Origin of the sequence: Paenibacillus cellulositrophicus (genome assembly GCF_009363095.1) — a bacterium.
Taxonomy (GTDB): Bacteria; Bacillota; Bacilli; order Paenibacillales; family Paenibacillaceae; genus Paenibacillus_AQ; species Paenibacillus_AQ favisporus.
Genome location: NZ_CP045296.1, coordinates 175,258 through 191,099 on the forward strand (window position 1 = coordinate 175,258; position 15,842 = coordinate 191,099).

Sequence of the window (15,842 nt, forward strand, 5' to 3'; positions counted from 1 at the left end):
ACAGAACTGGAGGGAACCTGATGTATAAAGTGCTGATCGTGGATGATGAGATGTATGCCGTTATGGGAATCAAAAGCGGTGTCGATTGGGAGGCGCTGCAGGTTTCAGAGATTTACGAGGCGTATAATCTCAGGGACGCGCTGAAAGTGTTCGAGCGTTCGGCGATCGACGTGATGATCTGTGATATCGAAATGCCGAAAGGAACCGGAATTGAGCTGCTGGAGCGCGTTAATGACATTTCGCCGGAAACCGAAACGATATTTTTGACGGCTCACGCCCATTTTGATTTTATGCAGCGGGCGATTCAGCTCGACGGATTTGACTATCTGCTGAAGCCGATTGAGTACGACGTGCTGAAGTCGTCGATCGCCAGGGCGCTGGAGTCTGTCAGGCAGGAACGGGAGATGACGGAGCTGAGGGCAAGGTACAATGAAACCTGGCAGAAGAGAAAAGGACTGATCACCGAGAAATTCTGGAACGATGTCCTTACCCGGCGCATCCATTGCACACCGGATAACGTGCTTAAAATTTTGCAGGAGCATGAGCTGCTTGCTTTATCGGGGACGACCTTCATGCCTGTTCTGGTCAGCGTGGAATCGTGGATGCGGGAGTACAGCACCCGTGATGAGGAAATGATGGAATACAACATCCGCAAAGCAGCGGAGGAGATGCTGCTCGATCCCGGCCGCGGTGAGGTGATCCAAACCAAGCAGGGGGTCAACGTTGTTATTTTGTACGGTCCGGAAGATGGGGAAATACGCGAAGATACATTGTATGACCGCTGCATGGCCTACCTGGAGTCCTGCCGGCGTTATTTTCACTGTACCTTATCCTGTTACATCGGGAAGCCGTCGACATTATTCGAAATTGGCGAAACCTATCAAAAGCTGCTTGAGATGGAATACGGCAATTTGAACAAATCGAATGAGGTGTACCGGCTGGCCGGGTTCGAACCGGAGAGCGGCCAGGTGCCTGCTGCCAAGCTTCGGAATTGGATACAGCTGCTGGAGCTGGGAAAGCTTGAGGATGTAGAGCGGGATCTGAAGACCTGCCTCGCCGCCCAGCGCCTTATTCCGGCGTTGTCCGAGAAAGAAAGCCATCCTTCGGTCATTCAACGCGTCCAAGACTACATTGCCGAGCATCTCCATGAACCGATCACAAGGGAGCAGCTGGCCTGTTGTGTGCATTTGAACCCGGCATACCTATCCCGTCTGTTCAAGCGGGAAACGGGAGAGTCCATTACGGATTACATCCTTCGCGAGCGGATGGAGGCCGCCAAAGAGATGATCAGGGAGTCCAGCATGCCGATTTCTGATGTGGCCAAGTCTCTCGGATACTACAATTTTTCGCATTTTTCCAAAATGTTCAAAAAGGTGCATCACGCCTCACCCCAGCAGGTCAGACGAAAGTCGGTTTGAAGGCGTGGATGCCGTGCGGCATCTCGCCGCCTAAGTTTGCTCGTCGGGATGCGCTGCTGCAGGCGGGAACAGCCGGAATGCCGTATCCACAAACAATCTGACGGCAATGGATGCCTGTTTGAAGGACGGAACGGCAAGATGCAGCTTCCGGTACGCTCTGGGAGTCAACTCCCGGCTCATGACGTGTTCTGGCACGCTCTGCAGCGACAGCTCCGACATGATGCAGATGCCCAGTCCTTCGTTGATCATGTTCAGGGCGGTCGGATAGTTGGTCGTAATATGCTTCACGTTCAGATTCGCTCCCCCGGCGCGGAACAGCTCCATAACCGGCAGCTCATAGCCGCCCTTGCAGACCAGCATCGGCTCATCCGAAAGATCCTGAATCCGGATTTCCTTGTAATTGCGGAAGGGGTGATCGTCGCGGAAAACGACGTGAAGCGCTTCGTTCCGCAGCAGCCTTGTGTCCAGATCGTTCAGCGGCGGAATGAGGAAGCCGACATCTACGACCAGCTCATCGAGCCAATGCCGGACTTCCTCCACGGTGCCTTCATACATCTGAATATGAATGTTAGGATACTTGTCGTTGATGGCACGGACGATTTTTGGATAATAAAAGGAAGCGGCGGCCGGAAAGGCTCCGACACGGATGCTGCCGGTTTCCAGCCCTTTCTCGGCGGCAACCTCCTGCGAAATTTTTTCGTATTGGAGCAAAATTTCCCTGCCAGTGACCACGATCCGTTTGCCGATATCGGTCAGGACGACACCGTTTCGCGGATGGCGGTTCAAGAGGGTAACTCCGAGCTCGGACTCCAGGCTGGATATGGCGCGGCTGACCGCCGGCTGGGTCATATTCATCATCTGGCCCGCTTTCGTAAAGCTTCCCGTTTCCGCGACGGCCACGAATAGTCTGATCTGCGTCTCATTCATAACGGATATGTTATACCTCCTATGAGGAATATGCATTTTATTTATAGTTCAACGTATTGTATCATGGTTATTGACCATGATTCAAGGAGTGACTTTCCGTGCGAATGCAGAAGAATACATTGTTTCTATTAATCTTTTTAATATTGGTATGGGGAATCAACTGGCCATTATCCAAAATAGCTCTGGACTATGCGCCGCCAATCTTGTTCGCCGGCTTGCGGGCGCTGATCGGCGGCGTGCTGCTCGTGTTGGTGGCTCTGCCTAAAGCGAAGCAATTGCGGCTGCGTCAGACTTGGCCGATCTATTTGACCTCCGCGCTTCTCAGCATCGTTATATACTATGGTGTCCAAACCATCGGACTGCAGTATACGCCGGCCGGATTGTTCTCGGCGATCGTGTTTCTCCAGCCTGTGCTGCTTGGGCTGTTCTCGTGGCTGTGGCTGGGAGAGGCCATGACGAAGCAGAAAATGCTTGGCCTGATCGTCGGCTTTGTCGGTGTCGCCACCATGAGCGCGGGCGGGTTTACCGGGGACGTTTCCGCCGTCGGTATTATTTTGGCGTTGGTCACAGCCCTCTCCTGGGCGCTTGGCACGGCCTATGTCAAGAAGATCGGACCCAAGGTCGACTCGACCTGGCTGACGGCGATGCAAATTACGATCGGCGGTGTCATTCTGCTGCTGGCCGGTTCGGGAATGGAAGACTGGTCGAAGATCCAGTGGAACGGGACGTTCATTTGGGATACGCTGTTTATCGCCATTTTCGTCATCGCGGCAGGTTGGTTCGTCTATTTTAAACTGATCAGCGAAGGGGAAGCGAGCAAAATCGGTTCGTTTACGTTTCTGATTCCGATCGTTTCGATCTTTTCGAGCGTGCTTTTTCTGAATGAGCAAGTGACGATGAATCTTGTAGCCGGCCTTATTCTGGTTCTTGCCAGCATTGTGCTCGTCAACGTCCGGTTCCGGCGCAGAAGAGCTTCGGCGCTGCCTGCGGTGCCTGAGGGGCACGGAGGGCCGCGAGCACGATGAACCGGGAGACCGAGGCTAGAAATTAAGCAAAATCCGCGTTTATAGCGGATTTTTTCATTTTTCTGCGAGAAATCAGCGATGATAGCAATTTATAAGAAATGCAGGCGTCATTTCCATGATAGAATGCAATTAATTCAAACGGTATCACGATCTGTGAAGGCAGACTAGACTCAGGAATCTCCGCTTGGCGGAGCAAATGTTGAGCCTGATCATGCTCAGGTTACCGTGAATATTCCGAGAAAAGGTGGTAATTTTAAATGGCGCTGCAATTGGACAAAATTTTCGTGAATCTCCCGGTTAAAAACCTGAAAAACTCGATCGAATTCTTCTCCAAAATCGGATTTGCCTTTAATCCTCAATTTACGGATGACAATGCAACCTGCATGGTGATCAGTGATCATATCTATGTCATGCTTCTGGTTGAGCCGTATTATCAAACGTTCACCAATAAAGAAATCGCCGATGCCTCCAAAACGAACGAGGTCATCGTGTGCGTGTCCGCCGACAGCCGCGAGCAGGTGGACGAAATCGTCAACAAGGCACTGGAAGCGGGCGGCAAGCCGTCCAATGACAAGCAGGATCACGGATTTATGTATGGCTGGAGCTTCCAGGATCTCGACAACCATTTGTGGGAAGTCATGTATATGGATCCAAGTGCCGTGCAGCAGCAATAAGCCATTCAACAGATATTATAGAAAAGAAGGTGCAGGCTGCCGAGCCTGTGCCTTTTTTTGAAGAGATCAGAAAGTATAAGTTTCGTAGCCTCTGCTTCCTGATCTCGCAGGAAAACTTCTTTTAGACACAGTGTGTCTCCTTTGAAGGTACGTCGGTATACATTTTTCATGGGAAAACGGTTCCCCAGTTTGGTAAAATGATATACAGGACAAGTCACTTGTGGAGAGGAGCAGCATTGTGAATCTTAAAGGTAACGACCGCCGTTCAGGCAACCCGATTTTTCCCGGATGGTATGCCGATCCCGAACCCCGAATCTTTCAGGGCCGGTACTGGGTATATCCTACATACTCGGCAGCTTACGATGACCAGACGTTTTTCGATGCGTTCTATTCCGATGACCTGGTTCACTGGACCAAGGTTGAACGGATTCTGGAGATGAAGGACATTTCATGGGCAAGGCGGGCGATGTGGGCCCCTTCCCCGATCGAGCGTAATGGACGCTATTATTATTATTTTGCGGCGAACGACATCCAGAGCAATGACGAGCTGGGCGGCATCGGTGTTGCCGTGGCTGACCGGCCTGAAGGACCTTTCCGGGATGCCCTGGGGAAGCCGCTGATCGACCAGTTTTACTATGGCGCCCAGCCGATCGACCCCCATGTTTTTGTCGATGACGACGGTCAGGCGTATTTGTATTACGGGGGATGGAAGCACTGCAATGTCGTGAAGCTGAACGAAGACATGGTCAGCATCGCTCCTTTTTCAGACGGGGAGGTATACAAGGAAATTACGCCGGAGAACTTCGTGGAAGGTCCCTGCATGATCAAGCGCGAAGGCAAGTATTACTTTATGTGGGCCGAAGGCGGTTGGGGAGGCCCGGATTATTCGGTGGGGTACGCCGTCTCGGATTCGCCGCTGGGGCCGTTTGTGCGGGAGGCCAAAATACTGCAGCAGGATCCCGAGGTGGCTACGGGAGCGGGGCATCACGGCGTCATTCAGATTCCGGGTGAAGACGAGTGGTACATCGTTTACCACCGCCGTCCGCTGACCGAAACCGCTGCGAATCACCGTGAAGTCTGCATCGACCGGATGGAGTTTGATTCCGAAGGCCGGATTAGGCCGGTGAAGCTGACCTTTGAAGGGGTGCCGCCAAGAACATTGCCGACACGGGAGAAGGGCGATTCGTAAGGCAGAAGCTTGTTCAATAGACCGTTTTTGCGATATAATAGAACACGTCTTCTACAAGGAACGATAGAATCTGATATTAGTGAAAGAGAGCGGATCGTATGGGTCGTAAGTGGAATAACATTAAAGAGAAGAAAGCATCGAAAGACGCAAACACTAGTCGTATATATGCCCGCTTCGGGCGTGAAATTTATGTCGTCGCCAAGCAGGGCGAGCCGGATCCGGAATCCAACCGGGCGTTGAAGGTCGTTCTGGAACGCGCTAAGACGTACAATGTGCCGAAGGCGATCATTGACCGCGCGCTGGAGAAGGCGAGAGGCAACTCTGATGAGACCTATGACGAGCTGCGGTACGAAGGCTTCGGGCCGAACGGATCCATGGTGATCGTGGATGCCTTGACGAATAACGTCAACCGCACCGCTTCAGAAGTCCGGGCTGCATTTAGCAAGAACGGAGGCAACCTTGGCGTCAGCGGATCGGTCGCCTACATGTTCGATTCCACCGCAGTCATCGGCGTTGAAGATAAGACGGAAGAAGAAGTCCTGGAACTGCTGATGGAAGCGGATGTCGACGTTCGCGACATCATCCAGGAAGACGATTCCGTCATCGTATATGCCGATCCGGAGCAGTTTCATGCCGTGCAGGAAGCCTTCCAGAACGCTGGCGTAACCGAATTTTCGGTTGCCGAGGTTTCCATGATCGCGCAGAACTATGTGGAGCTTCCGGCCGAGTCCCAGCCGGCATTCGAGAAAATGATCGATGCCCTTGAAAACCTGGAGGACGTCCAGAATGTGTACCACAACGTGGAGCTTGAAGATTAATCAGCGTGACGCGATTTGCCGGAAGAAGGCCATTGTCTGAGAAGACGATGGCCTTTTTTGAGTTATGAAAGGAGAAGACGGAATTGTATGAATTAGCGAGAAAATCGAACGGAAGTCAGGAAATCGTCGTCTACGAAGCGCATGAGCTGTTTGGTCAAACGGGCCGCTTCCGTGTACTTCAATTTGGAGACAACGCGGTTCAAGGTGCCATCGACCTCCGGGATCCGGACCGCATCGTATTGGAGTATCCGCGCGAAATTGTCCGGCTGATTCGCAAACGGACGCCCGAAAACGGCAGGATTTTTATGATCGGACACGGAATTGGAACGATTGCCGGCCAATTTCGCGAAGATCAATGCCTCGTGGCCGAGGTCAACGCGGATATCGTGGAGCTGAGCCGAAGCTATTTTCAATACGGCTGGAACAATGTCGAGATTGGAGACGGAAGGGCCCTGTTGGAGCAGCAGGCTGACGGCTCCTTCGATTATGTGATCTTAGACGCGTTTACACGCGAAGGGACGCCTCATCATCTGACGACGGAGGAATTTTTTGCGCTGGCCTGGCAAAAGCTGAGGGCAGGCGGGATGCTGATCATGAACGCAGCTGGCAAGCTGCAGCGGGACCCCGTGCTAAGTGCCATTCATACCACAATGGAGCAGGTGTTTGCTTCAGTTCGAACATTCGCCCTGTCAGAAGGGGAACGGGAAGCAGAACGGAACGTGTTGTTCCTGGGCTCGGAAATGCCGGCCGCAGCGGAAGTCAATGGTTTGGAAGGTTTTATGCAGGTGCTGCTGGAGCAAGGATACATTCTTAGAGACCGCGTGTAGCTCCAGAGCATGGTTTTAACTGTATTCAAAAACGATAGAATTTAAAAAACGCCATCCTTCCGAATCCGGAGGGATGGCGTTTTCGTATGGTAGAATGATTAAGCACAATTAGAAATCGAAGTTGTCCGGATCAGGACCCACGCGGCGGTTCTCGTTCAGACCGTCGATCCGGTCCATGTCTTCCTGGGACAGTTCAAAGTCGAACAGCGATGCATTTTCAACGATACGGTGCTCTTTGGTCGATTTAGGGATGGTCACGACGCCATGCTGCAGATCCCAACGGAGGATCACCTGGGCGATGGATTTGCCGTATTTGTCCGCGAGTTCTTTCAGCAGCGGATGGTTCAACAGCTCGCCCTGCATCAGCGGAGACCACGCCTCCAGCTGAATGTTGTGCTGCTTCGTGAAGTCGCGAAGCTCTTTCTGGGTCAGCATCGGATGGAATTCCACCTGGTTGATGACCGGTACGATTTCCGCATCCTTCATTAAATCTTCCAGGTGGTGTACTTGGAAGTTGCTGACGCCGATCGATTTGACGCGGCCGTCTTTATACAGCTGCTCCATCGCTCTCCATGCTTCTTTATATTTGCCGGCAACCGGCCAGTGGATCAAGTATAGATCCAGATAATCGAGACTCAGCTTCTTCAGGCTTGTCTCATAGGCCGCGATGGTCGAATCGTAACCGAGGTCTGCGTTCCACACTTTTGAAGTAACAAAAAGGTCTTCCCGCTTCAGTCCGCTATCGGCCAGCGCCTCGCGGATTCCCTGACCGACGCTCGTTTCGTTGGCATAAACCGCAGCGGTGTCGATACTCCGGTAACCATGCTTCACGGCGGCTTTTACCGCTTCGACGAGCTCGCTGCCTTCTTCCACTTTGAAGACGCCAAGGCCCAGCCAAGGCATTTCGATGCCGTTATTCAATCGGGTTTTGCTTTGTACATGTTGAGTCATTATAAATTGCCTCCTAGATGTTGTTTGTCATGATATAAATTTCTGTTGCCTCCGCAATTCGAAACCCATTCGCTTATCATTACCGGAACTGTATAGAACTTATCCGCATTAGATACGATAGCTAAAAAAGGATCAGGATTACGCACTGAGCATGTTGTTGTCACTATCGGATGACGCCGTATCCTTGCGTTCGAGGGTACGGCTCCACCAGGTGAGCAGAACGGCTGCCGCAACCATGATCGAGCCGATCCATGCGGTATGAATCAAGCCGAGATGATCGGTCACGATTCCGCCCAAATACGCGCCTAGCGCTATGCCGGCGTTAAATGCGGCAATGTTCACAGACGAAGCGACGTCGACGGCCTTCGGCGCAAACCGTTCCGCAAGCATCACGACGTATACCTGAAGTCCAGGCACGTTCATGAAAGCAAGGAGCCCCATGCCGAAGATCGTAATCAGCCCGGCGACCTTAAACGGAGCCGTGAATGTGAGAAGAAGCAAAATGACCGCCTGGATCAGGAACATATACAATAAGGCGGATAAAGGCTTGCGGTTGGCCGCTTTGCCTCCGATCACATTACCAATGGCAATGGCGATGCCGTAGAGCAGCAGTATCAGGGCGACGGTTGATTCTTTAAAGCCGGTAACATCATGCAGCAGCGGCGACAGGTAGGTAAATACCACAAAGGTTCCTCCATAGCCAAGCGCAGTAATCAGAAAAGCAAGCAGCAGGCGGCCGTTGGCCACGATTTTGACTTGATCACGGACCGGCGTCCGGACGCCTTTGCGCAGGTTGCCCGGTACAAGGATCAGGTTGGCAATCAGCGCGATAACGCCGACGATCACGATCGCCACAAACGCGGCTCTCCAGCCGAGCTGCTGACCAATGAATGTTCCCAGCGGCACCCCGGTGACGGTCGCCACCGTCAGTCCGGAGAACATGATGGAAATGGCGCTGGCCCTGCGGTTTTCCGCGACGAGATCGGCAGCAATCGTTGACCCGATCGACATAAACACGCCGTGGGACAAGGCCGAAATGATGCGCGCCGTAAGCAGCAGACCGATCCCGGTGGATGCGGCCGCCAGACTGTTGCCGACAATGAATACCAGCATGATGCCGATAAGCAGAATTTTGCGCGGCACACCTGACGTTAAAGAGGTTAGAATCGGCGCTCCAAAGGTGACACCGAGCGCATATAACGTAACGGTCAACCCGGCAAGGGTTACCGAAATGTGCAGGTCATTGGCGATCAGGGGAAGCAGCCCCACACTGATAAATTCAGTGGTACCAATCGCGAACGCGCTGATGGCTAAAGCTAATAAGGCAAAGGTTGCGCGTTTTTTATCCAAAGACATGGTATCATCTCACTCCTATATGTTGTTCTATCTATTTGATGCTACGATCAAGCTAAAGGGTAGTCATTACCGGCCGGTGAATGTTATTATGTACCCGTGAAGTAAATTTGAACAGTACGTACTTTTTAGTACGATAGGCACCAAAAAGTGCCCATAGATGTTGAGGAGGGTCTTGGATGGAAAAAAAGAAATACAATATTTCGGTTGAAGCAACGCTGGAAGTGATCGGCGGCAAATGGAAGTGCGTGATCCTGTGCCACTTGACGCATGGAAAGAAACGGACAAGCGATCTGCGGCGGCTGATGCCGTCTATCACGCAGAAAATGCTCACCCAACAGCTCCGTGAGCTGGAGGACGACGGAATCGTAAACCGTATCATCTATCACCAGGTTCCGCCGAAGGTGGAGTACGAACTGAGCGAATACGGGTGGAGCCTGAAACCGATCCTGGACTCCTTATGCTCTTGGGGGGAGAATCACATTATTAAAGAGTATGGTGACAAGTTTGCCGTATTGGAGGATAACATTCTGAACAACAAGGACATCGGCCTCGCCACCGAAATGGATCAACCTGCGTTAGAAGAGGAAACTTCCTTGTCCAAAAACTGAAATTTGTCTTTTATTTAAAGGGCAAAATATGGTAATATGAACGGGAACAGTTGTTCCTGGTTTGGCAGGGGTTGGCCCAGACTCATTGCGCCTCATCCATCCGGGACTCAAGGGAGGTAAGGTATGACCAACAAGTTTCCTGAACTGGATGGAGTCATTGCCTATATTCAGAACCGGCTGGATGAACCGCTGGAGCTGAACATGCTGGCGAAGTACGCAGGGTACAGCCCGTACCATTTTGCCCGGATATTCAAAGCGCGGATGGGGCTTCCGCCGCTCTATTACGTATCATCGCTCCGCCTGCACCGGGCCAAAGAGCTGCTACTGCACACGAATCTCAGCATTCGCGACATCAGCCTGGAGATCGGACAGCAGAGCCTGGGCACTTTTACTTCCCGATTTACCGAGAAGGTAGGGGTTACGCCTTCCCTTTTCCGGAATTCCAGGGAGATCGCGGACAATCATTTAAACTCGCTTAAAGCGCTCGAAAGCTGGTATGATCTGCCGATTTTGACGTCGCCTGTGGGAACCGTGGAAGGGTCTATATCCTTCGAGGTACCGTTCGAAGGGGTCATCCTCATTGGATTGTTCGCCAAACCGATCCCTGAAGGGCTGCCACCTTACGGTACGCTTATCTCTTCGGCGGCACGTCGATTCCGGTTTACCGGCGTGAAGCCTGGGACCTACTATTTATTAGCGACTTCTGTCTCATGGGGAATGAGGGCGGCCGATTTTCTGGTGCCGCAGACGACACTTCGCGCCAAGCATAAGGTCCCGATTGTCGTCGGTCCCGATAAATCGGTTCCGTTTCAACGGGTAAACATGCGGGTTCCGCATCCGGACGATCCGCCCATCCTGATATCGCTGCCGCTGTTAATGAACAATTTTCTTCATATCAACAATCAACTCAGCAATCGGTAAGAAATCCGTTCCTGATCGCGGTGTTATAGTAGAGACGGCGGGGCAGGAAGTCATCCATGTACATAACGATTCATACAATGTTGCGCCTTTTCGGACTACGTAATTCCGAACTTTTCGGTTGCAGCTCGTTTTCATGGATAGGACAAGCATATATTCATCGTCCGCGGCCATGTCACATGTCAAGGGTACCAATCCTGCTTCTAAATGAACCATTTCAGGAAAGGATGAATGACGATGGCAAAGCACATGACTTACATTTTTTCTGAGGATGCCAGAGCGCAGGCTGAGTTTTATGTTCAGGCGCTCGGAGGAGAAATTGTATCGGTACAGACCCATGGGGAATTGCCTCACGCTACGGAAGAATACAAAGATAAGGTGTTGCACTTGAGCCTGGTTGCCGCCGGCGTGAATATTCTAATGTCTGACGCGGTATTCGAACCGCTGCAGCAAGGAACAGCGATCAACCTGGTACTGGAATTTGAACAGGAGCCGGAAGCGTATGCTGCATTTGAGAAACTGTCTGAAGGCGGAACGGTTCGCGACCCGATCAAACCGGCTTTTTGGGGTTCTTTATTTGGCCAATTGGAAGATAAGTTTGGCATCCGCTGGATGATTACGACCGGATCTTAACGTCGTTCTCCATAGCAGAGCCCGGCTAACTAACTATATCAGTTGAATTTGTAAGCAAACAGGGGCCTTCCGGGATTCATGCGGAGATCCCTTTTTGCAATGGAACAACTGGAGCTTGTAAAGTTAAATAACCATGATCCTGGTTGGCGCAAAGGGAAGGCGATTAGAAGGACCAGAAGAGATAAAATGATTATCGAACATCATTTTTTGTTCTAAACCATCATGAAAGCGTTGACACGCGGGAAGCCGCGGAGTTACAATAAACCTGCCTGAAAGATCAAACGTCTTTCGTTCTGCAGAATAAGACAAGAGGTATACTTATGAAGGATCATAAAAGACTGACGTTAAAAGGAATCGCCCAGCAATTGGGCATCTCGGTCGCCACGCTGGACCGGGTCCTCAACAATCGCGGCAATGTGAAGCCGGAGACGTACCGGAAGGTTATGGAGAAGCTGGAGGAACTGGAATACACGCCGAACAAATCGGCGAGATTCCTGTCACGGGGGACTGAAATTTCCTTTGCGATTGTGTTTCCGGAGCATCCGGATTATTTCTGGACACAGATTGAGCGCGGCATCCGCCTTGCGTATGAGGAGCTGCGGGATTACGGCCTGCGGATTGAAATTTTCAAATCGGAGAGCTACGACACGGAGAAGCAGAGACAGATCGTGCAGGAGATCGTGGACAGCGGTGCCTACGACGCGCTGGCCTTGTCTCCCAACGACTCCCAGCAGATGGAGGATCCCATAGACCAGGCGATCGATAAAGGAATGGCGGTATGCACATTTAATAACGACGCGCCGCTCAGCAAGCGTCTGTTTTACGTTGGCTGCGACTATCGGATCGCCGGAAGACTCGCTGCGGACATGCTGTGCAAGCTGATCGGAAGCGGCGGACGGGCCGGACTGATTACATCGGATGCCAGCAGCCTGCCGTCGGCAACTACGTTTCAGATGCAGCAGAAAATTACCGGCTTCCGGGAAGTCATTGCCGAGCAGGGGAACATCGAAATGGCTCTGCCGCTGAAGCTGAAGCATGAGGAATACGATCATCAGGACCGCTTTGGCGAGTACTTCCGGCAGGTCGACGGCATTTATGTCACGAGTGCCAAGCTGCATGTCATTGCGCGCCATCTGGAAGAAGCGGGTCTTGGCGGAACCGTGGCTCTGATCGGCCATGACATGACGGAGGATATTTATCAGGATCTGGACCGCGGCACGGTCACGGCGACGATCTGCCAGGACCCGGTAAACCAGGGCTATTTGGCGGTCAAGACGCTGTTTAACCATACGGCCAGCGGCGAGAAGGTGAATTTGCGGGAGAACATCTCCAAGCTGGAACTGGTTACGAGGGAGAATGCACGGTACTATATCTAAGGGTATAGGATGCCGGGCTTCTCACGAGCGAAATGATGTACGTACATCATTTTCTGATTTTTATAATCATTTAACCCAAATACTAGATCATTTCGTAAGGAGGACATGCTTATGTGCGGCAAAATGAAAGCACTCTTTCTCGCCTTTTCGCTGCTTACCCTGGCGCTGACCGCCTGCTCGGCAGGTTCCGGTACCGATTCGGGAAAAGTCACCTTGACCTGGTGGGATACGATGACGACGGACGGCAGCGTAACCGCGATCAACAATATCATCAGCGAATATGAGAAGGCCCATCCGAACGTGAAAATCAAACGCACATACGTATCTTCTTCCGATATCAAGAACAAGCTTTTGCTTGGTTCGATCGGCAATCAGGGGCCGGATATCGTGTGGATCGACAGCGCAGACCATCAGACGTTCGCTGCTGCCGGCATTTTGGCCGACATCACCTCCGAGGTTAAAGCGTGGGGGCAGGCGGATCAATATTATGACGGACCATGGTCCTCCACGGTGTACGACGGCAAAAATTACGGCGTTCCGGTTGGAAGCAACAACCTAGCGCTGTTTTATAACGAAGAGTTGTTTGATGAAGCGGGCATCAAGCCGCCCACCAACTGGGATGAGCTGAAGGAAGACGCCAAGCTGCTCACCAAGAAAAATGTATACGGTTTCGCGGTCAGTGCGGTGAAGACGGAAGAAGGGACGTTTCAGTTTTTGCCGTTCCTCCTGCAGGCCGGCTCGGATGTTCCCGACTTTGATAGTCAGGGCACGCTCGATGCGGTAAACCTGTATGACTACATGGCCAAAAACAACTACATGTCCAAGGAAGTGATCACGCAGAAGCAATCCGACACCGCGACGCAGTTCGCCGCAGGCAAAGTAGCGATGATGGTGAACGGAACGTGGCAGATCCCGTTCCTGCAGAAGGAAGGCAAAGTCAATTGGGGCGTCGTGCCGCTGCCGAAGGGCAAAACGGGAGCGACCGTGCTCGGAGGAGAAAACTGGGCGATCTCTGCAGCCTCCAAGCATAAGGATGCTGCCTTTGACGTCATTCGTTTCGCCAACGAGCCGGACCGGCTGAAGAAGCTTCTGCAGACCAACGGCCGTCTGCCGAGCCGCAAAGATTTGCTGCAGGACCCGTTCTGGCAGAAGGATCCGCAGATGAAGGTGTTTGCGGATGCGATGGAGGTGGCCAAGGCACGTGCCTATGGCCCGGATTATGCAGGAATTTCCGAAGCGATCCAGACGATGCTTCAGCAGGTACTGACCGGGCAGGCTTCTCCCGAGCAGGCCGTTCAAACGGCCGCCGGCAAGATCAAACCGCTTGCACCCCGATAATTGAGAAGGAGGAGGAACCATATGTCAGACCAATCCTATTCTGCGGCAGCGCCGAGAACGTCCAAGCGTTTAAGAAGTACAGCATGGACCCGGTATCTGTTCGTTCTGCCCGTCATCCTGTTCCTGCTGGTGTTCATTATTTTCCCGATCGTGTACAACCTGATTCTCAGCTTTCAAAATGTGACGGTATACAACTTTAAGGGGCATCATGCTTTTGCGGGTCTGGCGAGCTATATCAAGACATTCAAAGATCCGGTTTTTTACACCGCGCTTGGAAACTCGGTATTGTTCACCGTTCTCAGTCTCGTATTTCAGTTCTCGATCGGCTTTGCGCTGGCCCTGTTCTTCAACCGCAGTTTCCCGGGCCGGGGCCTGATGCGCTCGCTCATGTTGCTCGCCTGGATGCTTCCAGTCGTCATCACGGCTTCAGTATTTCAATGGATGCTGAACGGGGACTACGGGGTCGTTAACTACATCCTGCAAAGCCTCGGGATCATTCACGAGCCGCACAGCTGGCTCAGCGAAAACGGTACGGCGCTGCTTTCCACGATCGTCGCCAATATCTGGGTCGGCATTCCGTTTAACATGATCATCCTGCTGTCCGGACTTCAAGGGCTGCCGGAGCAGCTGTACGAGGCGGCCAAGCTGGACGGTGCGGGGAAAATGCTGCAGTTCCGCCACATTACGCTGCCGCTCATGCGACCGACGATACTGATTTTGCTCATGCTGGGGATCATCAACACGTTCAAGGTGTTTGACATGATCTTCATCATGACGGCGGGCGGTCCGGTAAACTCGTCGAACGTCCTGCCGATATACGCCTACCAGCTGTCCTTCACCAAGTTCCAGTTCAGCCAGGGCGCATCGGTATCCATGATCATGTTCGCGATTCTTACCGTGCTGGCCGTGATCTATCTCCGGATGTCCAGTAAGGAGGAGGCTGCATGATGAACCAGCGAGCTCAATGGAAGAGCGTCGGCATGACTGTGATCGGTGCCTTCATCACCCTGCTGTTTTTGTTTCCCGTCTATTGGATGGTCAAAACGTCGATAACTCCTATTACGGACCTGTTCTCGTCACCGCCCCATTTTGGCGTGCTGAACGCAACCTTTACGGCTTACTATGACAACTTCATTCACAACACGGATATGCTCCGGTATATCGGCAACAGCCTTGTTATCGCCATCGGGACGATGATCATGTCGCTGCTGTTCGCCACGCCCGCGGCGTATGCACTGGCGAGACTGGATCTGAAAGGCAAATCGCTGATCATGATTCTGCTGCTCGCGATCCAGATGCTGCCTGGCATTATGATGGCGATGCCGCTGTTCATCATGTTCTCGAAGGTTCATCTCGTGAACAGCTACTTCGGGCTCATCCTGGCGGACATGATCCATGCGCTGCCGTTTGCGGTCCTCGTCCTCCGGCCTTCGTTCATGGCACTGCCCAAAGGGCTGGAGGAAGCGGCGAAGATTGACGGCTGCAACCAGTTTACGGCGTTCACGCGAATCATTCTGCCGCTCGTCGTGCCCGGCATGATGACAGTCGCGGTGTTCTGCTTCCTTTTCGGCTGGGGTGACTTCATCTTTGGCCTGACCTTGACGACCGAGGACAGCGTACGTCCGCTGACGCTTGGACTGTACCGCTTTATCGGGCAGTACGGCACAGAGTGGAACAACCTGATGGCGGTCGCCACGCTGGCTGCGCTTCCGATCATTATCATTTTCATCGGCCTGCAGCGTTACGTCGTAGGCGGCATTACCGCCGGTTCCATGAAAGACTGA

Annotated in this window: 16 protein-coding genes; 13 read left to right on the forward strand and 3 right to left on the reverse strand. The window is 52.5% G+C overall.

Annotated elements, in window-relative coordinates; genetic code table 11:
• The first annotated feature begins 20 nt into the window (after positions 1-20).
• Positions 21-1,418, forward strand: coding sequence for a response regulator (locus tag GCU45_RS30575; protein WP_152403656.1), 1,398 nt, complete (start codon positions 21-23; stop codon positions 1,416-1,418).
• Between the two features lie 30 nt (positions 1,419-1,448).
• On the opposite strand, the gene GCU45_RS30580 is transcribed toward GCU45_RS30575, so the two are convergent.
• A complete protein-coding gene (locus GCU45_RS30580; protein WP_152403658.1) occupies positions 1,449-2,345 on the reverse strand; it encodes a LysR family transcriptional regulator in 897 nt (298 codons plus the stop codon).
• 104 nt (positions 2,346-2,449) lie between these two features.
• On the opposite strand from GCU45_RS30580, the gene GCU45_RS30585 reads away from it, so the two are divergent.
• The 5 genes from GCU45_RS30585 (at position 2,450) to GCU45_RS30605 (ending at position 6,878) form a co-directional block, all read left to right on the forward strand.
• The gene (locus GCU45_RS30585) at positions 2,450-3,370 is read left to right on the forward strand and encodes a DMT family transporter (protein ID WP_152404665.1); all 921 of its coding nucleotides are present in this window, start codon (positions 2,450-2,452) and stop codon (positions 3,368-3,370) included.
• Positions 3,371-3,627: 257 nt separating this feature from the next.
• A complete protein-coding gene (locus tag GCU45_RS30590) occupies positions 3,628-4,044 on the forward strand; it encodes a VOC family protein (protein ID WP_089546898.1) in 417 nt (138 codons plus the stop codon).
• A 238-nt stretch (positions 4,045-4,282) separates the two neighbouring features.
• A complete protein-coding gene (locus GCU45_RS30595) occupies positions 4,283-5,233 on the forward strand; it encodes a glycoside hydrolase family 43 protein (protein ID WP_152403660.1) in 951 nt (316 codons plus the stop codon).
• A 98-nt stretch (positions 5,234-5,331) separates the two neighbouring features.
• Positions 5,332-6,051, forward strand: a complete 720-nt coding sequence (locus GCU45_RS30600) for a YebC/PmpR family DNA-binding transcriptional regulator (RefSeq protein ID WP_076167139.1) — start codon at positions 5,332-5,334, stop codon at positions 6,049-6,051.
• An 83-nt stretch (positions 6,052-6,134) separates the two neighbouring features.
• On the forward strand, positions 6,135-6,878 hold the full coding sequence (locus GCU45_RS30605) for a spermidine synthase (RefSeq protein ID WP_152403661.1): 744 nt from the start codon (positions 6,135-6,137) through the stop codon (positions 6,876-6,878).
• Between the two features lie 108 nt (positions 6,879-6,986).
• On the opposite strand, the gene GCU45_RS30610 is transcribed toward GCU45_RS30605, so the two are convergent.
• Both GCU45_RS30610 and GCU45_RS30615 read right to left on the reverse strand, forming a co-directional pair.
• Positions 6,987-7,829 (reverse strand): aldo/keto reductase, encoded by an 843-nt coding sequence (locus tag GCU45_RS30610; protein ID WP_152403664.1) that lies wholly within the window; start codon positions 7,827-7,829, stop codon positions 6,987-6,989.
• Between the two features lie 138 nt (positions 7,830-7,967).
• A complete protein-coding gene (locus tag GCU45_RS30615; RefSeq protein WP_152403666.1) occupies positions 7,968-9,185 on the reverse strand; it encodes an MFS transporter in 1,218 nt (405 codons plus the stop codon).
• Positions 9,186-9,361: 176 nt separating this feature from the next.
• On the opposite strand from GCU45_RS30615, the gene GCU45_RS30620 reads away from it, so the two are divergent.
• The 7 genes from GCU45_RS30620 (at position 9,362) to GCU45_RS30650 (ending at position 15,842) form a co-directional block, all read left to right on the forward strand.
• Positions 9,362-9,793 carry a winged helix-turn-helix transcriptional regulator gene (locus tag GCU45_RS30620; RefSeq protein ID WP_145134344.1) on the forward strand — a complete coding sequence of 144 codons (432 nt, stop codon included), beginning with the start codon at positions 9,362-9,364 and terminating at the stop codon, positions 9,791-9,793.
• Between the two features lie 123 nt (positions 9,794-9,916).
• A complete protein-coding gene (locus tag GCU45_RS30625; protein WP_152403668.1) occupies positions 9,917-10,714 on the forward strand; it encodes a helix-turn-helix transcriptional regulator in 798 nt (265 codons plus the stop codon).
• A gap of 234 nt (positions 10,715-10,948) precedes the next feature.
• Positions 10,949-11,344: a VOC family protein gene (locus GCU45_RS30630; protein WP_152403670.1), complete on the forward strand. Its 396-nt coding sequence runs from the start codon at positions 10,949-10,951 to the stop codon at positions 11,342-11,344.
• A 320-nt stretch (positions 11,345-11,664) separates the two neighbouring features.
• Positions 11,665-12,720, forward strand: a complete 1,056-nt coding sequence (locus GCU45_RS30635) for a LacI family DNA-binding transcriptional regulator (RefSeq protein WP_152403672.1) — start codon at positions 11,665-11,667, stop codon at positions 12,718-12,720.
• A 111-nt stretch (positions 12,721-12,831) separates the two neighbouring features.
• The gene (locus GCU45_RS30640) at positions 12,832-14,058 is read left to right on the forward strand and encodes a sugar ABC transporter substrate-binding protein (RefSeq protein WP_167527295.1); all 1,227 of its coding nucleotides are present in this window, start codon (positions 12,832-12,834) and stop codon (positions 14,056-14,058) included.
• A 21-nt stretch (positions 14,059-14,079) separates the two neighbouring features.
• Positions 14,080-15,006, forward strand: a complete 927-nt coding sequence (locus tag GCU45_RS30645) for a carbohydrate ABC transporter permease (RefSeq protein WP_145946267.1) — start codon at positions 14,080-14,082, stop codon at positions 15,004-15,006.
• Entirely contained in the window at positions 15,003-15,842 is an 840-nt protein-coding gene (locus tag GCU45_RS30650; RefSeq protein WP_244364739.1) for a carbohydrate ABC transporter permease, read from the forward strand. Before GCU45_RS30645 ends, GCU45_RS30650 begins: the two co-directional genes overlap by 4 nt.